At 53.6% G+C, this 19,228-nt stretch carries 21 protein-coding genes and 3 pseudogenes; 18 read left to right on the top strand and 6 right to left on the bottom strand.

Annotated elements, in window-relative coordinates; all coding sequences use genetic code 11:
* Positions 1–138: 138 nt before the first annotated feature.
* Both ACYZT8_RS11815 and ACYZT8_RS11810 read left to right on the top strand, forming a co-directional pair.
* On the top strand, positions 139–744 hold the full coding sequence (locus tag ACYZT8_RS11815) for an SCO family protein (protein WP_109629716.1): 606 nt from the start codon (positions 139–141) through the stop codon (positions 742–744).
* A complete protein-coding gene (locus ACYZT8_RS11810) occupies positions 744–1,232 on the top strand; it encodes a copper chaperone PCu(A)C (protein WP_461981274.1) in 489 nt (162 codons plus the stop codon). Before ACYZT8_RS11815 ends, ACYZT8_RS11810 begins: the two co-directional genes overlap by 1 nt.
* A 29-nt stretch (positions 1,233–1,261) precedes the next feature.
* Here ACYZT8_RS11810 and ACYZT8_RS11805 read toward each other — a convergent pair whose 3' ends face one another.
* Positions 1,262–2,245 (bottom strand): GlxA family transcriptional regulator, encoded by a 984-nt coding sequence (locus ACYZT8_RS11805; protein WP_461982430.1) that lies wholly within the window; start codon positions 2,243–2,245, stop codon positions 1,262–1,264.
* Positions 2,246–2,523: 278 nt separating this feature from the next.
* Here ACYZT8_RS11805 and ACYZT8_RS11800 point away from each other — a divergent pair, with 278 nt between their 5' ends.
* The 12 genes and pseudogenes from ACYZT8_RS11800 to ACYZT8_RS11745 all read left to right on the top strand — a co-directional run.
* Positions 2,524–3,834 carry a flavin-containing monooxygenase gene (locus ACYZT8_RS11800; RefSeq protein ID WP_461981272.1) on the top strand — a complete coding sequence of 437 codons (1,311 nt, stop codon included), beginning with the start codon at positions 2,524–2,526 and terminating at the stop codon, positions 3,832–3,834.
* A gap of 25 nt (positions 3,835–3,859) precedes the next feature.
* Entirely contained in the window at positions 3,860–4,276 is a 417-nt protein-coding gene (locus ACYZT8_RS11795) for a RidA family protein (protein WP_201202981.1), read from the top strand.
* A gap of 154 nt (positions 4,277–4,430) precedes the next feature.
* Complete coding sequence (locus ACYZT8_RS11790; protein ID WP_461981270.1) at positions 4,431–5,108, top strand: DUF1028 domain-containing protein; 678 nt, start codon at positions 4,431–4,433, stop codon at positions 5,106–5,108.
* Positions 5,105–6,256 carry an acetylornithine deacetylase gene (gene argE / locus ACYZT8_RS11785; protein ID WP_461981268.1) on the top strand — a complete coding sequence of 384 codons (1,152 nt, stop codon included), beginning with the start codon at positions 5,105–5,107 and terminating at the stop codon, positions 6,254–6,256. Before ACYZT8_RS11790 ends, argE begins: the two co-directional genes overlap by 4 nt.
* 285 nt (positions 6,257–6,541) lie before the next feature.
* Positions 6,542–7,957, top strand: coding sequence for a purine-cytosine permease family protein (locus ACYZT8_RS11780; protein ID WP_461981266.1), 1,416 nt, complete (start codon positions 6,542–6,544; stop codon positions 7,955–7,957).
* A 188-nt stretch (positions 7,958–8,145) separates the two neighbouring features.
* The gene (locus ACYZT8_RS11775; protein ID WP_461981264.1) at positions 8,146–8,670 is read left to right on the top strand and encodes a hypothetical protein; all 525 of its coding nucleotides are present in this window, start codon (positions 8,146–8,148) and stop codon (positions 8,668–8,670) included.
* Between the two features lie 5 nt (positions 8,671–8,675).
* A pseudogene (locus ACYZT8_RS11770) lies at positions 8,676–8,960 on the top strand (VOC family protein).
* A gap of 51 nt (positions 8,961–9,011) precedes the next feature.
* Positions 9,012–9,230 carry a PLD nuclease N-terminal domain-containing protein gene (locus ACYZT8_RS11765; RefSeq protein ID WP_027925286.1) on the top strand — a complete coding sequence of 73 codons (219 nt, stop codon included), beginning with the start codon at positions 9,012–9,014 and terminating at the stop codon, positions 9,228–9,230.
* 589 nt (positions 9,231–9,819) lie between these two features.
* Positions 9,820–10,113 carry a fructose-bisphosphate aldolase gene (locus ACYZT8_RS11760; RefSeq protein ID WP_461981262.1) on the top strand — a complete coding sequence of 98 codons (294 nt, stop codon included), beginning with the start codon at positions 9,820–9,822 and terminating at the stop codon, positions 10,111–10,113.
* A 77-nt stretch (positions 10,114–10,190) separates the two neighbouring features.
* Positions 10,191–10,553 carry a hypothetical protein gene (locus tag ACYZT8_RS11755; RefSeq protein WP_461981260.1) on the top strand — a complete coding sequence of 121 codons (363 nt, stop codon included), beginning with the start codon at positions 10,191–10,193 and terminating at the stop codon, positions 10,551–10,553.
* Positions 10,540–11,274, top strand: coding sequence for a zeta toxin family protein (locus tag ACYZT8_RS11750; protein ID WP_461981258.1), 735 nt, complete (start codon positions 10,540–10,542; stop codon positions 11,272–11,274). Before ACYZT8_RS11755 ends, ACYZT8_RS11750 begins: the two co-directional genes overlap by 14 nt.
* Positions 11,275–11,354: 80 nt before the next feature.
* Positions 11,355–11,438 (top strand): annotated as a pseudogene (locus ACYZT8_RS11745) (fructose-bisphosphate aldolase); the annotation flags it as partial.
* Between the two features lie 51 nt (positions 11,439–11,489).
* Here the strand turns inward: ACYZT8_RS11745 and ACYZT8_RS11740 are convergent.
* Positions 11,490–11,912 (bottom strand): hypothetical protein, encoded by a 423-nt coding sequence (locus ACYZT8_RS11740; protein ID WP_461981256.1) that lies wholly within the window; start codon positions 11,910–11,912, stop codon positions 11,490–11,492.
* 160 nt (positions 11,913–12,072) lie between these two features.
* Here ACYZT8_RS11740 and ACYZT8_RS11735 point away from each other — a divergent pair, with 160 nt between their 5' ends.
* Positions 12,073–13,545, top strand: a complete 1,473-nt coding sequence (locus tag ACYZT8_RS11735) for a hypothetical protein (RefSeq protein ID WP_461981254.1) — start codon at positions 12,073–12,075, stop codon at positions 13,543–13,545.
* Positions 13,546–13,702: 157 nt separating this feature from the next.
* Here ACYZT8_RS11735 and ACYZT8_RS11730 read toward each other — a convergent pair whose 3' ends face one another.
* Positions 13,703–14,173: a GNAT family N-acetyltransferase gene (locus ACYZT8_RS11730; protein ID WP_461981252.1), complete on the bottom strand. Its 471-nt coding sequence runs from the start codon at positions 14,171–14,173 to the stop codon at positions 13,703–13,705.
* A gap of 327 nt (positions 14,174–14,500) precedes the next feature.
* Here ACYZT8_RS11730 and ACYZT8_RS11725 point away from each other — a divergent pair, with 327 nt between their 5' ends.
* The 3 genes from ACYZT8_RS11725 (at position 14,501) to ACYZT8_RS11715 (ending at position 16,011) form a co-directional block, all read left to right on the top strand.
* Positions 14,501–14,851 carry a DUF6152 family protein gene (locus ACYZT8_RS11725; RefSeq protein ID WP_461981250.1) on the top strand — a complete coding sequence of 117 codons (351 nt, stop codon included), beginning with the start codon at positions 14,501–14,503 and terminating at the stop codon, positions 14,849–14,851.
* A complete protein-coding gene (locus ACYZT8_RS11720) occupies positions 14,851–15,363 on the top strand; it encodes a DUF6644 family protein (protein ID WP_461981248.1) in 513 nt (170 codons plus the stop codon). Before ACYZT8_RS11725 ends, ACYZT8_RS11720 begins: the two co-directional genes overlap by 1 nt.
* A gap of 270 nt (positions 15,364–15,633) precedes the next feature.
* The gene (locus ACYZT8_RS11715) at positions 15,634–16,011 is read left to right on the top strand and encodes a profilin (RefSeq protein ID WP_461981246.1); all 378 of its coding nucleotides are present in this window, start codon (positions 15,634–15,636) and stop codon (positions 16,009–16,011) included.
* Between the two features lie 190 nt (positions 16,012–16,201).
* Here ACYZT8_RS11715 and ACYZT8_RS11710 read toward each other — a convergent pair.
* From ACYZT8_RS11710 to ACYZT8_RS11700, 3 genes and pseudogenes are all read right to left on the bottom strand, one after another.
* Positions 16,202–16,417, bottom strand: a pseudogene (locus tag ACYZT8_RS11710) (cupin domain-containing protein); the annotation flags it as partial.
* Between the two features lie 513 nt (positions 16,418–16,930).
* Positions 16,931–18,343, bottom strand: coding sequence for a PIN-like domain-containing protein (locus ACYZT8_RS11705; RefSeq protein ID WP_461981244.1), 1,413 nt, complete (start codon positions 18,341–18,343; stop codon positions 16,931–16,933).
* A gap of 304 nt (positions 18,344–18,647) precedes the next feature.
* On the bottom strand, positions 18,648–19,145 hold the full coding sequence (locus ACYZT8_RS11700; protein WP_461981242.1) for a hypothetical protein: 498 nt from the start codon (positions 19,143–19,145) through the stop codon (positions 18,648–18,650).
* Positions 19,146–19,228: the final 83 nt, after the last annotated feature.

The raw sequence follows: 19,228 nt of genomic DNA, 5'->3' as shown, positions 1-19,228 counted from the left end.
TTCCTGCACCTGTACCAAAACCACCCCTCGTCCAACAATGAGCGAAGCACGGTCACAGTTTGTTAATATCCACGCGTTTTTTTCGTCTGATACATCAGGCGCTGCAGATTTCACGTCGCAACACAGGAATGCTTTTCCATGAGTACGTTGTTTACCCGTCGCACAGTCCTGCGCGGTATGGGCTTGTTGGGTCTTGGCCTGCTCGCCGGCTGCGATGACAGCCCCAAGCTGTCGTTCAAGTACGGCAAGGACCTCAGCGACAAGATCATGGGACGTACCTTCAAACTGAAAGACGCCCAGGGCGAGACGAAGATGCTCACCAGCTATCGCGGCCTGATGCCGATGGTGTTCTTCGGTTTCACCCAGTGCCCGGCGGTCTGTCCGACAACGCTGGCTCGTGCGGCCCAGGCCAAGAAACTGATGGGCCGCGACGGCGAGAAGCTGCAGGTGATCTTCATCACCCTCGACCCCGAACGCGACACACCGCAAATGCTCGATGCCTACGTCAAGTCGTTCGACCCGAGTTTCGAAGCGTTACACGGCACGCTGGAAGAAACCGCTGCCACCGCCAAAGAGTTTGGCGTGTTCTTCGAAAAGATCCCGAGCGGTTCGACCTACACCCTTTCCCACACTGCGACCAGCTACGTCTTCGACTCCCGGGGCAACTTGCGCCTGGGGCTGTCCGCGTCCCTTACTGCTAAAGAGTGCGCAGAAGACCTGCTCACCGTCATGGAAGTCTGCTAATGAATTCGATCTGCGCAAACAACGCTTTCTCTCGACGTGCCAAACAACTGGTCCTGGGCTGCGCCCTGATCGGCATGGCCTGGCAGGTATCCGCTCAAACCAAAGTGGACGACGCCTGGGTCCGCGCAACAGTGGCCGGCCAGCCATCGACCGGCGCCTTCATGACCGTGCAAGCCGACAGCGATAGCAAGCTGCTCAGCGTGCAATCGCCGGTCGCCAAAACCGTGCAAATCCATCAATCAACCATGAAAGACGATGTGATGAGCATGCGTCAGGTCGAGTCCGTCGCGCTGCCGGCTGGAAAACCGGTGAGCTTTGATCCGCACGGATACCACGTGATGCTGATGGACCTGACGGCACAGGTTAAGGAAGGCGATAAAGTCCCCCTGACCCTGACCGTGGAAAATGCCAAGGGCGAGAAAGAGACGATTGAAGTGCAGGCCGAAGCCCGGGCACTTGGCATGGCTGACCACAGCAAAATGCATTAACGATTGGGCGTTCCGTTGACGAGCGACTCTTATTTGACGAGTCGCTTTTCCTTGGAAGGCCGGTAGCCGAAATACGAGCTGTAGCACTTGCTGAAATGGCTCGGCGACACAAAGCCGCACGCCACCAGCACGTCCACCTGGGACAGCTCCGTATGCTGGAGCAACCGCCGCGCTTCGGTAATCCGCAACTCCATGTAATACCGTTGCGGTGTGGTGCCCAGTTGCTCCTTGAACAACCGCTCGAGTTGTCGACGGGAACGGCCGGCGTAAACCGCCAGTTGCTCCAGTTCCAAAGGTTCTTCGAGGTTGGCATCCATCAGCTTCACCACCTCGCGCAGCGGCGCGCTCACACAGACATTTTCCGTCGGCTTGATGCGCCGGTAGCGGGACTCCTCGAACGCCAGAATGTCCTCGATCCCCTCGACAAGCGCTTTGCCGTACAGCCCTTTGATCCAGTCCAGCGCCATGTGGAATGCGCCGGAAGGACTGGACGCCGTCAGCCGGTCTCGATCAATGATGTAGGGCTCGCTGCTGACCTGCGTCGCCTTGCAGAAATCCGCCAGCGCCGGGCGATGTTCGGGGTGAATCGCGCATCGGTAACCGTCAAGCAAACCGGCCTTCCCCAAAAACCATGCACCGTTCCACAAACCGGCCAGGCTGACACCGTGGTCCGATGCCGTCCGCAACAAACTGATCAAGCCTTCGCTGGCCTTGAGTTCTGTCCTGTAGCCGCCGCAAATCACCAGCAGGTCCAGCGCCTTGATCGCTGCACAATCGATACACGCATCAGGCCGAATGACCAGGCCCAGATCGCTGACGACCTCGCCTTCATTCAAGCCGAAGGTGCGGGAAGAGAACGATTCAGGCCGTAGCAGATTGGCCGTGATCACCGTATCCAGCGCCTGGGTGAACGCGGGCAGTGAAAAATGTTCGAGCAGCAGAAATCCGGCGCGGACTGTTTGCAGGGTCCCATCGGGGTGTTCATTCAGATAGCGAAGGTTCTTGCCCTTCATGCCTCCGCTAAATTGGCGTCGTTCGATCAATGCTCGCCCCACTCCATTACGTTTCCGAACCGATTGTCTGGTGCCTGGATAAGGCGCCATGTTAACCCGCAGCGCCACTATGGCGTATCCACGCGCCTTGATGGAACGCCAGATAGCGCTCTGCCTCGGTTATTTATACTCAAATGCCAGCTTAATAATATTTTACCGATACCAGGGTCATCCCTAGTCTTGAGCCCAAGAAATGGCAGGCCGTTCGCGACCTAACTCCAACTTCGAAGGGTATTGAGATGACCACTGAAAAAATAAAAACAGATACGCTGATTGTTGGCGCCGGTCAGGCTGGCGTGGCCATGAGTGAACACTTGAGCAAACTCGGCGTGCCGCACCTGGTGCTGGAGCGCAATCGCATTGCCGAGCGCTGGCGCACCGGGCGCTGGGATTCGCTGGTGGCGAATGGTCCGGCGTGGCATGACCGGTTCCCTGGTCTTGATTTTGACGACCTCAGCCCCGACGAATTTGCGCCGAAAGAACGCGTCGCCGATTACTTCGAAGCCTACGCCAAGAAATTCAACGCGCCGATCCGCACCGGCGTCGATGTGCTGAAAGTCGAGCGCAACATCGGTCGCCCGGGCTTCACCATTGAGACCTCTGAAGGCGTGATCGAAGCCAACCGCGTGGTGGCGGCCACCGGGCCTTTCCAGCGTCCGGTCATCCCGCCGATTGCGCCGAAAGATCAGCCTTTCATGCAGATCCACTCGGCCGACTACCGTAACCCGGCGCAACTGCCTGAAGGCGCGGTGCTGGTGGTCGGCGCAGGTTCGTCCGGCGTGCAGATTGCCGATGAGTTGCAGCGTGCCGGCAAGAAGGTTTACCTCTCGGTCGGCGCCCACGACCGCCCTCCTCGCGCTTATCGCAACCGTGATTTCTGCTGGTGGCTGGGTGTGCTGGGCGAATGGGATCAGGCGGCGATGAAACCGGGTCGGGAACACGTGACCATCGCCGTGAGCGGCGCCCATGGCGGGCGCACGGTGGACTTCCGTGGCTTGGCCCATCGCGGCATGACGCTGGTGGGTTTGACCCAATCGTTCAACGGTGGCGTGGCGACGTTTCAGCCGAATCTGGCGGACAACCTGGCGCGTGGCGATGAGAACTATCTGGCGCTGCTGAATGCCGCCGACGTCTATATCGAACGCAACGGCCTGGACCTGCCGGAAGAACCAGAAGCGCGCCACGTGTTCCCGGATCCGGAGTGCGTGACCCACCCGATTCTTGAACTTGACCTGACCAAGACTGGCGTGACCTCGATCATCTGGGCCACTGGTTTTGCCACGGATTACAGCTGGCTCAAGGTGGATGCCTTCGACGACAACGGCAAGCCGCAACATCAGCGCGGAGTGTCGAGCGAGGCTGGCGTGTATTTCCTTGGCCTGCCGTGGCAGTCCCGTCGCGGCTCTTCGTTCATCTGGGGTGTCTGGCATGACGCCAAGTACGTGGCTGATCACATCGCCATTCAGCGCTCGTATCTCGACTACCACGACGCGGCGCAACGGGAGGCTGAACAGGCTCCGGTCGCCCATAAAACCAAGGTCAGTGCTTAAGCCTTTTTCTTTTCAGGAGCTTCATATGTCCACGCCAACCCATACCCGTATTCGCATGTTCAACACCAAGGAAACCTACCCGAACCAGAGCCTGGACAACGACCTGTGCCAAGCAGTCCGCGCCGGCAACACGGTTTATGTTCGTGGCCAGGTCGGGACTGATTTCGAGGGCAAACTGGTGGGGCTGGGTGACCCGCGCGCGCAAACCGAGCAAGCCATGCGCAACGTCAAACAGTTGCTGGAAGAGGCTGGCAGCGACCTCAGCCACATCGTGAAAACCACGACTTACCTGATTGACCCGCGGTATCGCGAGCCGGTTTATCAGGAAGTGGGCAAGTGGTTGAAAGGCGTGTTTCCGATCTCGACCGGGCTGGTGGTTTCGGCACTCGGGCAGCCGCAGTGGTTGATGGAGATTGATGTGATTGCGGTGATTCCTGAGTAGACCGAGTCGCGGCCATCGCTGGCAAGCCAGCTCCCACAAGGTTAGTCGTCGTACACAAATCCGTGGCCACTAAAGATCCCTGTGGGAGCGGGCTTGCCCGCGATGGCGTCCGCCCAGACACCTCATTCGCCAAGGCAAACCAAGGAGCCAAACCATGACCTTCTCCATCGCCGCCCGTTGCCCCGAAACCGGTCAGTTCGGCATTGCGATCAGTTCCTCCAGCATCGCCGTCGGCGCCCGTTGCCCGTGGCTGCTGCCAGGTGTCGGCGCCGTCTCCACACAAAACATCACCCTGCCGTCGTTAGGCCCGGAAGTCCTCGCCCTCATGGAGCAAGGCCTCGCCCCTGCCGAGGCACTGGACAAAGTCCTGACCCGCAACGGCTACAGCCAATACCGGCAGATCACCGCCATCGACCACCTCGGCCAGACCGCGCATTTCGGCGGCGCGCAAACCCTCGGCAACCACAACGCCGTGTCCGGCGAGCAATGCGTCGCCGCTGGCAACATGCTTGCGGACCGTGCAGTGATCGAGGCCATGGTCGAGGCCTTCGAACACGGCGAAGGCCAACTCGCCGACCGCTTGCTCGCCGCCATGAAAGCCGCCATCGCCGCCGGTGGCGAAGCCGGGCCGGTGCACTCGGCGGCGATGGTGGTGGTCGGCGAATTGACCTGGCCGATCATCAACCTGCGGGTCGATTGGGCTGACGAAAACCCCATCGGCCAGTTGGAAAAACTCTGGGACGCCTATCGCCCGCAAGTTCAGGACTACATCGACCGCGCCCTCGCCCCCGACAAATCCCCCGGCTACGGCGTTGCCGGAGACGACCGATGAGCACCAGCCGCGATTTGCTGCAAACCCTGGTGGCGTTCGACACCACGAGCCGCGAATCCAACCTGCACCTCATCGAATTCGTCCGTGACTACCTCGCGGGCTTCGATGTGCCGTGCGAACTGATCTACAACGAGCAGCGCAGCAAGGCCAATCTGTTCGCCACCATTGGCCCGGCGAATCGGCCGGGCATTGTGCTGTCGGGGCACACCGACGTAGTGCCCGTCGACGGCCAGCCGTGGACTGTTGCGCCGTTCGAACTCACCGAGCGCGATGGGAAATTATTCGGGCGTGGCACGGCGGACATGAAAGGCTACATCGCTTGCGTGTTGGCGTTGGTGCCGTCGCTGGTGAAGTGCACCCTGCGGCTGCCGGTGCACATCGCGCTGTCGTACGATGAGGAAGTCGGCTGCCTTGGCGTGCGCTCGTTGCTGGCGGAACTGGAACAGCGACCGGTCAAACCGATGCTGTGCATTATTGGTGAACCGACCGAACTGAAACCGGTGCTCGGGCATAAGGGCAAACTGGCGATGCGCTGTGACATTCATGGCGAGGCGTGCCATTCGGCGTACGCGCCGCTTGGGGTTAACGCGATTGAATATGCCGCCGAACTGATCGGTGAATTGGGGCGGATTGGTCATCGCCTCAAAGCGCCCAAGCATCACGACGCGCGGTTTGATCCGCCGTTCAGCACCGTGCAGACCGGGGTTATTTCCGGTGGCAAAGCGTTGAACATCGTGCCCGCTGATTGCCGCTTCGATTTTGAAATTCGCACCTTGCCATCGCATGATCCGAGTGAGGTTGCGCAGGAGCTGAAGGCTTATGCGGAGCAGCAAGTTTTGCCCCGCATGCGTGCGGTGAGTGATCGGAGCGAGATCCGCTTCAGTGAGTTATCGGCCTACCCCGGTTTGGCGACTGATGCGCATAGCGATGCGGCTGAGTTGATTGCCACATTTTCCGGTTCCCGAGAATTCGGCACGGTAGCGTTCGGCACCGAAGGAGGCCTGTTCGACGCCGCCGGAATCCCCACCGTCGTCTGCGGGCCCGGCAGCATGGACCAGGGCCATAAACCCGACGAATTCGTCAGCTTCGAACAACTCAACGCCTGCGACGCCATGCTGCAACGGATGCTGCTATCGATCACTGAATAACAAAGATCTTGAACCCCCAAAAACCCCTGTGGGAGCTAGCCTGTTAGCGATAGCGATCTGTCAGCCAAATCAATGTTGACTGTCAAACCGCTATCGCCAGCAGGCTAGCTCCCACAGGTTTTTCGCATACCCGGCGACCTACATTTTTTAACGTCTATACCCACAATCTTACTAATTTATCTATCCGCCCCCACCGCACATCATCAACTCCAACAAGAAAAGCGTCGCCCCCGTGCGGCGCTCACCGAAGTACGTCCACGTACTCAAATTGCCTTGGAGTCCGTCATGGTTACCACCGCAACAACCGCCGCCCCGCTCATCGAAAAACACACCATCGGCTACGTGCCGCCCGAAGATCGCCACGGCAAAACCCGCGACCTGTTCACCCTCTGGTTCGGCGGCAACATCGCCCCGCTACCCATCGTCACCGGCGCCCTCGGCGTGCAGATGTTCCACCTCAACCTGGTATGGGGCATCGTCGCCATCCTCGTCGGCCACCTGGTCGGCGGCGTGCTGATGGCGCTGCACTCCGCGCAAGGCCCACAAATGGGCATTCCGCAAATGATCCAGAGCCGCGCCCAGTTCGGCTCGCTCGGCGCACTGCTGGTGGTGCTGATCGCCGGCATCATGTACATCGGCTTCTTCGCCTCCAACATCGTTCTCGCCGGCAAATCCCTGCACGGCGTGGTCGACAGCGTGCCGGTGCCGGTGGGCATCGTCATCGGCGCCCTCGGTTCCGGCATCATCGGCATCATCGGCTACCGCTTCATCCACGTGCTCAACCGCATCGGCACCTGGGTGCTCGGTGCCGGCATCGTGCTCGGCTTCGGCTACATCTTCACCCACGTGCAGACCGCCGACTTCCTCACCCGCGGCAGCTTCAACATCTCCGGTTGGCTCGCCACCGTGTCCCTCGCCGCGCTCTGGCAAATCGCCTTCGCGCCCTACGTCTCCGACTACTCGCGCTACCTGCCGGCTAACGTGCCTGTCGCCGCAACCTTCTGGACGACTTATCTCGGCACCGTGCTCGGCTCCAGCCTCTCGTTCATCTTCGGCGCCGTCGCCGTCCTCGCCACGCCCGTCGGCATGGACACCATGGACGCCGTCAAACTCGCCACCGGCTCCATCGGCCCGTTGATGCTCGTGCTGTTTTTGCTCAGCGTCATCAGCCACAACGCCCTCAATCTCTACGGTGCCGTGCTGTCGCTGATCACCCTGGTGCAAACCTTCGCCTACCGCTGGATCCCCACCGCCAAAAGCCGCGCGATCCTGTCGATCATCATCCTCTCCGCCTGCTGCTTCGCCGCCGTCGGCGCCTCCGCCAACTTCATCGGTCACTTCGTCGACATGGTGCTGGTGCTGCTCGTGGTGCTGGTGCCGTGGACCGCGATCAACCTGATCGACTTCTATGCGATTCATAAAGGTCAGTACGACATCAACTCGATCTTCAAGGTCGATGGCGGGATCTACGGCCGGTACAACCCGCAGGCGTTGCTGGCATATGCGATCGGGATCGCGGTGCAGATTCCGTTCATGAATACGCCGCTGTATGTCGGGCCGATCTCCGAACATATCAACGGCGCTGACTTGTCGTGGTTGGTGGGATTGCTGGTGACTTCGCCGTTATATTTTTGGCTGGCCAATCGTGACAGTGCGTATAAGCGTCGGTTGGCGGGTGGGAGACTGGCGAGCGCTGCGTAAGGGATAGCACACCGTTCAAACACAAAACCCGCACGATGGTGCGGGTTTTTTTGTCCTGTTCAAATAATGTCCGTTTTTTGCCCTGCTAACTGGACCTTCACAACATCTAGTATCATTAAGCCATTATTCAATAACCTTCGACCTCTGAGGTTTTCTCAGTGCAGTCGCAGGTATCAAGGAATCGGTTGATGTGCGGGAAAAACAAGTCAGGTCTGTACGCGCTACTGGCTGGAGCAGTGATGCTCAGCGGTTGCACTTCATTTTTTCAGGGCAAACCTTATGACTTTCCCCAACCGGGTGAACCCTCGGCGACAGTTCGCCTTAAATACACACGCGGTACCAGCCTGGACGCCGTGACCTTCACTGAAAAGGGTTGCTACGGGGGAGGCTCATCATTGAACTACCTGGTCGATGACTTTATCGAATCGCAGGTGGCAGTGGGTAAAGAGCTGGTATTGACCTACGAGCATGTCGTCGCAGGGACGTTATGTCGGATTCCTTTTTCCTTCACACCTCAGGCAGGGGCTATTTACACCGTGAATACAGGCTCCTGGAGTGAGTCCAAGCCAGGCATCCTTCTGCCCATGTTCAACTACGACCAAAATCACTGCGGAATTAACGTAGTCAAAAAAATCGGGACTCAGGAGAGCGTCGAACCTATTCAACAGCTGCACTACAAGACAGGTTTAACTTGCCTCCGGCTCGTTAAATAGAACACTTGTTCAGCTACCTGATTATCTACGCCCCAGGCGTCCCCGCCTCGCTTGGGTTCTTCGAATCAACCTTCGGGATTGCCACCCGATTCCTTAACGAGTCCCAACACCTACGTCGAACTCGAAACCGGCGAAACCGCGCAGGCCTTCGCCGTCGATGAACTTGCGCGTTGAACTTCAGTGGTGAGCATGGTGCGGCCCACGCTGCTCGTTAAATCCTGGGGCAGACGGTTTCATGTGTTCGTCGCCCGGATGGAACGTTGGTGGAGCTTTGCTCGCCAATAAAATGAACCCTGCCCATGCCAGCTCACCTAACTGAATGACTATCAGGAGGGTGACCAATGCAAACTGAAACAATCTGGATCGTACTCGTGGCAGTGCTTCTGCTGATCGAGCTATGGGCCATCAACCGAGTTCGAAAAGCCCAAGGCAAATCAAGCAACAAACTTTTGTGGATCGTAGTGATCGTCTTCGTGCCACTAATCGGCGTAGTGGCATGGGCACTGACCGGCCCGAAACACACCGAACACAACCCGCATTCGCCGCAGGCCAGGCAATAACTTCAAACGATCAAAGCCCCGATGATTTGGGGCTTTGTCGTTTCAGGCCATCTGAAAATCGTGTAGGAAACCGCCACCTGTGGCGAGGGAGCTTGCTCCCGCTGGGCAGCGAAGCTGCCCCAAACCCATCCAAACTTTTAAACGTGTCCACATCCTGTAGCAGTTGGCGAAGCCTGCGTTCGGCTGCGCAGCGGCCGCAAATCCAGCACGCACGATCCAACTGGCACTAAACAATCCCTGAATTCACGTCAGCCTCTCAGCCAAACGCAGTCTCCATCATCAACCACAAAACCCGGATTTCGGTCCTACAACCCCGTTTGCAGCCGCCAAAACCGACGCCTATATTCGACCCGTCGCTGACTGCAGTTAGCGATAGGGTTTCGCAGCCCTGAAGATTGACACCAAAGCACCGTCAGGCATGATGCAGCCGGCTCCGCCTGCTAAATGTTTTATGGCGGTTGTGCGCGGGAGACCTTCGGGTCTGCCGGGTCTTGGTGTAAATCCTCCGGTCTGCGAACCCCCGCACAGCTGCCACCCATTTGTTTCGCAGCAAAACGGTGGTAATTCTTCTTTTATTAGGATTTACACCATGACAATTCAACAACCGCCCCGCCGCTTCACCCCAATGTCCCAACTCGCCACCGACTACCCCGTCCTCCTCATCGACTACGACGCTCCACTGCGCGAACTCCACAACTGCCTCAGCGAACGCCTCAACGCCGTCCTCAAATACCTCAACCTCATGGCCTGCACCAGCCTCCCCGACTACGCCGAACACGACATCAACACCGTCACCAACATCGCCCGGATCATGGTCCAGGATGTGAGCGATGTGTTTCGGGTGATAGAGCAGCGGGGGTTTGATACGCACAAGGGGCACTGACCCGTTTTATACCGCAGCAACACCCGTTGCTGCGGTTTGACCCATTACTCAAGGCGTAGGCTACCGAGGAGATTGATATGGACCTGATGACATTCGAAAGCCCGGTTAATGCGGTATTATCCGGGCACGAAGCACCAGAGCGCTCGCTCAAGCGGAGAATCCCGATGACTGCAAAAACCAAAAAGCTTTCGGAACAGGAGATGGACGCGCTGGAGCGTCAGGTACCGGATCTCGCTGAAATTGCTACAAAGACGGCATATGCTCGCGCACTGTTGGTGAGCGATAGCGTACTGCGTGTCGATTCTGGCGATTTGGTATGGATGTCACTTGACGGCAGCAAGACGGTTGTAGCCAAAGCAAAACCGCGCCGCAAAGTCAAGGTAGGCGAGGTAATCAAAGTGCGCCGTATCGAAGATCAAACGGCTGGTGGTCATGCCTAGGTTTCGAATATTTGCGGGACCGAATGGGTCTGGCAAGAGCACCATCAAGGGAGAAATTGATCCCGCCCTTATCAAGACGTACGTGAATGCCGATGATCTCGAGAAAGAAGCAAAAGAGACTGGGTTCATCGAACTGGCTACCTTCGAAGTCACCACGACATTATCCGAGTTGCTCACATTCCACGCGGAACACTATCTGATCAAAAACAGAGGGCTCAGCGGTCAAGCTGAGCAGATTGGATTACTCGGCACCAAAGTCGACTACCGAAACGTCAACGTCAATTCCTATCTGGCCTCTGTGATATCGGACTTCCTTCGCCAACGCCTGCTGGAAAAAGGCGTGAGTTTTACCTTCGAGACGGTGATGTCACATCGCAGCAAGGTCGACTTCATGAGAGAGGCCCAGGCTCGCGGTTACCGGACATACCTTTACTTCGTTTCAACTGAAAACCCGGCTATCAACATAGACCGCGTAGGAATCAGAGTGCGCGAAGGCGGACATCCCGTGGCACCTGAAAAAGTGAGCGAACGGTATTACAAATCTCTGGGCCTTCTACCAGACGCCATTGCAGTCAGCAACCGGGCGTACATCTTCGATAACTCCGGCGACAGTACGGTTCTTCTGGCGGAGATTACAGATGGAATTAGCCTTGAATTTCAAACTAACGAAGTCCCGGATTGGTTCTTCGAGTCTTATGTCGATAAAGTCGAAACCGCTTAAACACATAGAAAAACAAGCATGTAATTCAAATTCATCTGTCGCCTTCTCCTGTGACTGTGCCAATGTGCATGCGTCACAAAATCGCCCGAATCATGGTCCAGGATGTGAACGATGTATTTCGGGTGATTGAGCAGCGTGGGTTTGATGTACCAAAGAGTCAGTAATCAGAGTTGAGACGTAAAAAAACCGCATTGAGTTGCGGTTTTTTGTTTTATTCAGGCCTGTCCCGTTGGCAAGAGGATTGCCTTCTCTATCATCGCAGCAACGTCCTTCGCACCAAAACACCGGAATTTAACGCTGCCAGCACCGGTATCCAGACGGATGATCTTCGTCATGAACCCGCCTTCAATAGTGACCTTCCGGATCACCGCCAGTGGGAGTTCAATATCCAGCGTCCCGTCCTGAACGAGACGGTTCATGGCATTGGCACTCAAACGAACCATTTTCTGGGTCAGCTCCATCTTCCCGCCAACCCAAAGTCCTCCGTAGGCTTCCTTGAAGGCCTCCAGCACATCGCCCAACGCGTCCACATTGCCAGCCTCGGCCATGGAATATAAATCGTCCACGTTGTCGTAATTCACCTCGGCATCGGCGACCAGAAAATTCACCAACTTCGACTTCAAAACCTGTCCAGTCATCTTTGCCTCTCCATAATTTGAGTAGCAGCCCTGAAATCCAGATGCCTGTTTTGTTCGGGGCGCGCTGCACGAACACCCTATCGTCGCTACAAGCTCCGTCCTGTTTGGCCACCAGCACTCATGTTAATATGCCATCATCTTTTCAATGAAGTACACCCGCATGGATGCCACGTTCCGCCCTTCCACCTTTTTTTCACTGCTGACCGTTGCCGTGATCCTCTCTGGATGCCAAGCAACAAAACCCGCTCAAATCACAACACCTGAGGCCCAGCCAGGCCTTGCAGTTTTCAACAATGTGCTGTTCGAGACACCCGAGCCGAACTCGATCATTCGCGAGGGGGATCGGATCACCTATATCGTGGCTTCGTCCCCAAGTCCGGAACTCCACTATCTGGCACGTTTCGACGCCAACTGCAGCCAGCCGGATGCACAAATGGCTTACCGCAGCAAAGCGGGAATGTCGCTATTCGCCGCCAACCCGCGGGGGCGTTCTGAGGAATCCTGGCAATTGCCTGCTGAACAAAAGAGCCAGTACCTGCAAAGTGCGCAGTTGAAGCAGGTTTGTGCCCAGACAACACCTCCTCAATGGCGCGTGTTCTCGGCACCCGAGCATCAGGATTGGCTGATGATTGACCGCGCCAGCCTGAAAGTAAAAGGTGACGAGGTGACTTTCTGGACGGCTCGGGTACTCCCCTCCGAGATGTTGGTGCCCGGCAACAACGCCTTGTACGGGCAGGTACGCCAGCGGTGGACGGCCAACTGCGCCCAGCAACAACTGACCGCGTTAAGCCATTTCTACCTTGATACTCACAGTCGTGTGCTCGCTGGAAGCATGCAGACAGATCTCAAAGCTATCGGCTCGCAAAGCCTCGGAGCCGATGAGCGTCAGTTGGTTCAAGTGGCCTGTGGCAAACCGCAATCACTGGACCAATACAAACCATTTGAAGGGCGTGAGCAGTCGCCCTTCGAAGTACCGGCCCCCGTCGTTGCCGCCCCGGTGTTGAAAGCCATCGAGGCATTGAATATGCCCAAACCGGAGAAAAGCATTCAGCACTTGCGCCGGGTGTTCAAGGATAACTCCGAGCCAAGACAGTATTCAGATGAAGGCGTGCGGCTCAACGGGCGTGACTCGAAATACCTTTCTGGCGAGGCGGGCAATCAACTGACGGAGCGTTTTGAAAAGCAAGGAAGTCAGTGGGTCAAAGCCACTTTCCGAGGCCTGATTGACTTAAGTGAAAGTAAATACAGAACTCGTGCAGGTGAGATAACGATCGAGAAAAAGACGCTGACGAACCTCAGTTTCGAGGGCGATTGGGCGCACATGCCGGTCGGCGCTCTCCTGCGATACACGGCGCAGGAGATGCGGCTTCAATACACCAACGGCGGGAAAGGTCCCAGAGCCTTGGAGCCGGTCGACGACAGATACAGCTGTGAGGTGCAATCGCAGAAACCCGCCAGCACGTATCACCCGAGTTTGACCGGGACGGCCAAGGTACTCAGCTGCATAAAAGATGCTTACCAATACAGCACCGACATTTACGTCTACCTCGAAGCGTATGGAATGTTTGTGCCGTTCCAATACGTCACGCGGAACGTGCAGGGCGAATGGACGATTGAGGTGGTGGAGTCTTGAGTTGATTGGCCATTCAAAGAAGGGAACAGGTCTATGTATTCAAATAGGTCTGTCACCTTTTTTGCGCACTTTTTTTGTCCGCATTTTTCAGCCACAAAACATCCGCATCACTGCAGTTTTTTAAAGACCTGTATTTACCCCTGCCTGCCTTCCCCAATCAATGCAAAAGCCCCTTCACCATTGGCACACACGCCAACTGCAGCCCGGAGGGTGAATGGTAAATTGAAGGCTCGCTGCCCACGAAACCGCAGCGCCGGTAAAAATCAGCTGCGTTCAACGTAGCGTCCAGATTGACCTTCTTCAGGCCCAACTCCCGCGCCAGGCATTCCAGATGTCTGAGCATCTTCAAGCCGATGCCTTGTCCCATGAAACCCGGCAGCACAAAAATCGCGCCGATTTCGCTGTTTTCCAGATCAAGCATCCCTGTCGCGACCGGTTCACCCTGAATACAACCCAGGTAAAAGTGTTTATCCATCAGGTCGCCGTACCCGTCCTTGGCGGCTCCGGCCGTCCAGGCAAGCATTTGTTCCGCGGTATAAGCGCCGATGCATTGGTGCCGTATCGCTTGAAGGCGGATATCGAATGCGGTTTGGGCATCGCTGGGCTGGGTGCGTCTGATCTCGAACATTTCATTCTCCTTGAGCCATCAGTGGACGGAGAACCAAAAAGCCCCGTCCATTTCTGGCGGGGCCTTGGGTAACTACGTCAATTCCTGTGAACGCGTGACCTCACGGCCCGCCAGCGGCGGTCATGGAAGTGCACATCATGTTCATGCGGGAAATGTAGGTCATGGGTCGATAGTGTTTTGAATGATCCGGGTTGTCAATTTTGGGGGGAAATAGGCCGGCCTCCTCACGCCACGAATTTGTACTATTTTTATAGATTCTCTGGATTGACCTGTTCCTGATCAGAACGGGCTGACGGTCATCAATGATCCGTAACAGGAGGTCGCATCATGAAGCGCTTGCTTGGGTCCCTTGGATTCTCATTGTTACTGGTGGCATCGGCGGTGTTCGCTCATCACGGCTGGAGTGAGTACGACTCGAGCAAACCCCTGCAGTTGGACGGAACGATCGAGGAATCCGGTTATTCTCACCCGCATGGGTTCGTTCGCCTGAAGACCGACGACAAGACCTGGAACGTCGTGCTGGCGCCACCCTCGCGCATGGAGAACCGTGGTCTTTCCAGGGAAATGCTGACTGTCGGCAAGCGGGCTATGGTGGTGGGCTATCAGAATCGCAACAAACCCGATGAACTGCGCGCAGAAAGCATTACGGTCGACAACAAAACCACTGAGTTACGCTGATGCAGACAACTGGCACCCGCGCTGGATCGGGCCTCGACGGCTGGCTGGACTATGTGGGTGACTCGCAACTCGGATCGGCCATGCGAAGCGAGTTATGGCTGTATCCGATAGTCGAGGTGGTTCACATCCTTGGGTTCGTGGTGCTTGTCGGCTCTGTCTTCATGTTCGATCTGCGGGTTCTCGGGCTGTCGAGAGGTCTTCCGGTGACGGCACTGGCTCGACACCTCCTTACGTGGGGAGTCGCGGCCCTGCTACTGATCGTCCCAGCTGGGCTGATGATGTTTTCAGCCCATCCGCACGACTTCGCATCCAACGGCGTTTTTATTCTGAAGCTGTGCCTGATCGGTATTGCGGGCCTCAATGCGGCTCTTTTTCACGTGGGTGTTTTCCGTTCAGTAGACCGGTGGAACACCGACATCGCAGCGCCTGGAATAGCAAAAGTCCAAGCGCTCCTTTCGATTATGTTATGGATCAGCGTGGTGCTCTGTGGTCGACTGCTGGCTTACACCTGACAGGGCAACATGGGAAAAGGTAAACAAATGCGCCCCTTTTGCTTCTTCCTTGCGCACGTAGTCCGACGGGTCTTATAGACAATCTATTTTCTCGCCTTTAGTTTCAACGAGACGGATAGAGAGCGATTGCTGATCGCTATAACTCCTATTACATAACACTCTAAAAAACTGTCAAAAATTACAGGTTACCCTACACGCCACCGACATTATTATCACCAATAGTTGATGAGATGCACTCACAACAAAAACCGTTATTACTAGGTGAACAACATGACGTGGCAAAATTACATCGACCAAACACTAATAGGAACCGGGCATATTTCTGAAGCTGCCATCATTGGTTTAGACGGAACAATATGGGGGTCGTCAGCGGGTTTTACGATCATACCGAATGAATGGACATCATTGCTTAAAGCATTTACCGACTCCGCAACGGCATGGAAAGGACTTCGTATAAACACTGAAAAATATCTCGTCGTAAAAGCAGATGATAGATCAATATACGCAAAAAAAGCAGCAACCGGTATCGTTAGTGTTAAAACTGCCACAGCCGTCATTATTGGCATGTATGGCGCTAAAGTCATTCCTGGTAATGCAGCAGGCACAGTCGAAAAACTGGCGGATCATTTATTAGAACAGGGATATTAACTTCACAAGAACTAAATTTAAAATTTATTGCTATAGGCACACGACCCACACTAAGAACCAACCATCCCGACAGCAAGATGGGGAGTAGAAATTCAGGCGAAGTTCATTTTACTTTGATATCACCCTGTAATAGGTGCGTTCATTCGACCTGGATGTCGGCAGCTATTACAGGTTTGCATCCGTTTTGATTCTAGAAGTTAGCCGGGGTGTTGGCGCTGATGATTTCCGCCTCATCCTGGCCGATATTGCGAAACTTGTGAGGCAGCGTCGTCGGAAAGTAGTAGCCGTCGCCAGCGTTAAGCACACTGATCTGCCCATCAACGGTCAGTTCAACAGTGCCCCGAGTCACGAGCCCACACTCCTCCCCTTCCGAATGCACAATCGGCTCTTCCCCCGAACTCGCCCCTAGGCGGAAAAGGTGACAGATCTATTTAAATATATCTGTCACCTTTACCCGTTGTCACCTTTACCCGTTACATCCTTACCACCTTGGGTCCCATAATCGCTAAAACGCTTGATACGAAAAGCCTGTCATATGAATAGCGCGCAACGCTTCGTAAATTCATCATCCTTTATGGCGAAACTACATATACTTCGGCCAACAGTACATGACTAGAGAGTCATTGATGGAACACCAATTCTTTTTGGAAATACCAGCTATCGTATTATTTACCGCAATAATTAACTATGAATTCAGAAACGAACCAATGGATACTGGCGAAACGACAATGGATTCAAAGGAAAAATAATCGACGAACTGGTTGCCGAAGCGTCCGAGCGAAATTAAACAACCGTAAAAGTGACGAATCCATTTGCCAAAATAGATCGGCCACTTTTTTGCAGGATTATGATTACCGCCAAGCGCACACACCAATTCCTGGCTTACCATTTTCAAGAAACAATTAATTATTAACCATAGTTAAATTACGTTAGTACTCCGAGGACGCACCATCACATCCGTCTCTATATCCATGAGATCATCATATACAATCCATTCCTTCGGAAAAAATTCTTGGCCTTTTGAATTAAAGTGACCAACAACCACACCAATCGACGAGTGAGAAGAAATCGGAAAAAATTTTCTAATTAAAACGGTTACGTCCTCAACATGAAGTTCATTTAAGCAAGCATAAATGATTATTACCGCATCAAGCTCATGAGTTGAAAGCTGATAATTTGCTTGAGATTGAAGCAATGGCAACCGACGATTTATCTGCGCTATTAAATTTTTCGGGTGTAACGGCTCAACTATAATACCAATATTTTTTTCGCTCTTATAAATAACAAAATCCGGCTCTCGATATCCACTCAACACCTCATAGTCGTAACTGAGGGATATCCAATTCGCAACAGCCATCTTTGCACTCGCGTGAAGTTCATCCATACCAATGGTTTTATTTTTTCCGGAATCGTCTGATACATTCCGCACCTCTGTCAGTGTTTCGTCGGAAACACTTGCCTTTAACATCTGTTTTGCATGGGATAGAAACTGTTCTGGAGAGTACATTAGAAAATGCTGAACGCCTCCAGTTGAAATGGCTTCATTAACCAATTCCGGCCTGGGACCGATTATTTTGTTCGAATCACCTTTAGCCCACCAATCTTCCTTTCGATCATCAGTGATGTATATAAGCCAGCTAACTTTCCCAACCTGGGCTTGATCGAGTATTTGCCTCCACACAAGATAATCACCATATTTTCTTTTGTAGACAATACCATTGTGAAGATATTCGTCGGGTTGATTTTTGTCTTTTTCCTTATCCCTAAACCCTGGTGGTATTTTTAAATCATATCTAATCTGAGCTTGCTTATATAATATATCTATCTCTTTCTGATCCGTTGGCCCAAGGCCTACCCGACCTTCAAAAAGAGCTTCGATAGTATCCTTAATAAAGTCTTGACTTACGGGCGGCTGATTTGCGTCCTCAAGATTTTTTAGCTCTTCTAGAAAATCTTTCATTGCTTCGTTTATTTTGCTTTGAAGATCATCAGTTTTTATCAGTGAGTGGCGTTTCTTTAAATTTAGATTAGAAATTCTATTATGCAACTCTTCAATAGAGTTATTGACTATATCACGAACCAACTTGTATTTATTATGCTGCTCAGATATAACTCCCGGGCGATTTCTATAAAACTCCAAAGCGACATGGTGCGGAATCCAAATTCTTTTTGAAAGTGACTTCAACACATTGAGCAGTTCGTCCCTACTAGTAGTTTGATATCGATAAAAATTAAGCAGTACATTCGTGTCAAAAACCAACAAACCTTGTTTCCAAGCCTCTCGGTATTCTTTATCACTTAGAACTTTGAATTCTGGAAATAATGACTTCATAAAATTATCCTTGCCTTACACTGTCAAAGCCAACTTTTTTCTATCCTGCTTATCTTACTACCAATCACACCTATCGGTTTTCTCAATCAACACTAGTTAAATATTTGGAATTTAACTATATCGTTGATTAATCGAAAGTCACCTTTTCTACTGCATTTTACAGATCTTCTAGAAGAGCGCTGTTTTTTCCACAGCGCTATAAATCACAAAATGAATACACGCCTCATCCTACTGAGCGAGTTAATCATCAATGACAAATTGAAACCAGAACCGTTCGCACTGATTTAAGAATCTACCATTCGAATTAACGATTCTCCTGGATAGGCTTGTCATAACGCCCATATTCAACTCTTTGAATTTTTATTGAAATTAGAGTGAACAAGTAGAAGACTCCCAAAATACCTGCCGTCCCAACAAAAAGGGAGAAAGGCCCCCAAATGTTTTTGATCAAGCCTGTGCTCTTCTGCGCTGAAAATACCAAACAAACTAAAGATACAACCAAGCATAAGATGGATATTGCCATTGAGCACTCGCGCTTAAATTTATCTTGAACAGGAGTTCCACCAATGAATGTTCGGGGTGTTTCTCGGATACAAGCAGCCCAAATTGAAACACAGAAGAAAGAAAATGCTGGAAACTCCAAGCTTATTTCTGGAAGCGGCGTAGAAAACAAAATAATAGACATCCAGATTAAAACTGGCATTAGCGTTAAAAGAACTTCATAAGATGCCCAAACAGCTGAACGAGCAATTATACCCAACGTCGCACTCTTTGTTTTATCTTGAAAATTTGACGTCCCCACCAAAAACCCCCTTCCTGATTAAATAATATTTCATATTGGCCGTTAGGCGATCGATTTTTTCTAGCCCGATTTTTCTACTCTAC

Source organism: Pseudomonas sp. LB3P93, assembly GCF_054898025.1.
The sequence above is the reverse complement of the archived record's forward strand: the minus strand, read 5'-3'. Positions and strand labels throughout refer to the sequence as shown.

What these genes read in the sequence shown, in the direction of transcription:
- ACYZT8_RS11815 (WP_109629716.1), top strand. Translation starts at nt 139, where the DNA reads ATGAGTACGTTGTTTACCCGTCGCACAGTCCTGCGCGGTATGGGCTTG.
- ACYZT8_RS11810 (WP_461981274.1), top strand. Translation starts at nt 744, where the DNA reads ATGAATTCGATCTGCGCAAACAACGCTTTCTCTCGACGTGCCAAACAA.
- ACYZT8_RS11805 (WP_461982430.1), bottom strand. Translation starts at nt 2,245, where the DNA reads ATGAAGGGCAAGAACCTTCGCTATCTGAATGAACACCCCGATGGGACC.
- ACYZT8_RS11800 (WP_461981272.1), top strand. Translation starts at nt 2,524, where the DNA reads ATGACCACTGAAAAAATAAAAACAGATACGCTGATTGTTGGCGCCGGT.
- ACYZT8_RS11795 (WP_201202981.1), top strand. Translation starts at nt 3,860, where the DNA reads ATGTCCACGCCAACCCATACCCGTATTCGCATGTTCAACACCAAGGAA.
- ACYZT8_RS11790 (WP_461981270.1), top strand. Translation starts at nt 4,431, where the DNA reads ATGACCTTCTCCATCGCCGCCCGTTGCCCCGAAACCGGTCAGTTCGGC.
- argE (WP_461981268.1), top strand. Translation starts at nt 5,105, where the DNA reads ATGAGCACCAGCCGCGATTTGCTGCAAACCCTGGTGGCGTTCGACACC.
- ACYZT8_RS11780 (WP_461981266.1), top strand. Translation starts at nt 6,542, where the DNA reads ATGGTTACCACCGCAACAACCGCCGCCCCGCTCATCGAAAAACACACC.
- ACYZT8_RS11775 (WP_461981264.1), top strand. Translation starts at nt 8,146, where the DNA reads ATGTGCGGGAAAAACAAGTCAGGTCTGTACGCGCTACTGGCTGGAGCA.
- ACYZT8_RS11765 (WP_027925286.1), top strand. Translation starts at nt 9,012, where the DNA reads ATGCAAACTGAAACAATCTGGATCGTACTCGTGGCAGTGCTTCTGCTG.
- ACYZT8_RS11760 (WP_461981262.1), top strand. Translation starts at nt 9,820, where the DNA reads ATGACAATTCAACAACCGCCCCGCCGCTTCACCCCAATGTCCCAACTC.
- ACYZT8_RS11755 (WP_461981260.1), top strand. Translation starts at nt 10,191, where the DNA reads ATGGACCTGATGACATTCGAAAGCCCGGTTAATGCGGTATTATCCGGG.
- ACYZT8_RS11740 (WP_461981256.1), bottom strand. Translation starts at nt 11,912, where the DNA reads ATGACTGGACAGGTTTTGAAGTCGAAGTTGGTGAATTTTCTGGTCGCC.
- ACYZT8_RS11735 (WP_461981254.1), top strand. Translation starts at nt 12,073, where the DNA reads ATGGATGCCACGTTCCGCCCTTCCACCTTTTTTTCACTGCTGACCGTT.
- ACYZT8_RS11730 (WP_461981252.1), bottom strand. Translation starts at nt 14,173, where the DNA reads ATGTTCGAGATCAGACGCACCCAGCCCAGCGATGCCCAAACCGCATTC.
- ACYZT8_RS11725 (WP_461981250.1), top strand. Translation starts at nt 14,501, where the DNA reads ATGAAGCGCTTGCTTGGGTCCCTTGGATTCTCATTGTTACTGGTGGCA.
- ACYZT8_RS11720 (WP_461981248.1), top strand. Translation starts at nt 14,851, where the DNA reads ATGCAGACAACTGGCACCCGCGCTGGATCGGGCCTCGACGGCTGGCTG.
- ACYZT8_RS11715 (WP_461981246.1), top strand. Translation starts at nt 15,634, where the DNA reads ATGACGTGGCAAAATTACATCGACCAAACACTAATAGGAACCGGGCAT.
- ACYZT8_RS11705 (WP_461981244.1), bottom strand. Translation starts at nt 18,343, where the DNA reads ATGAAGTCATTATTTCCAGAATTCAAAGTTCTAAGTGATAAAGAATAC.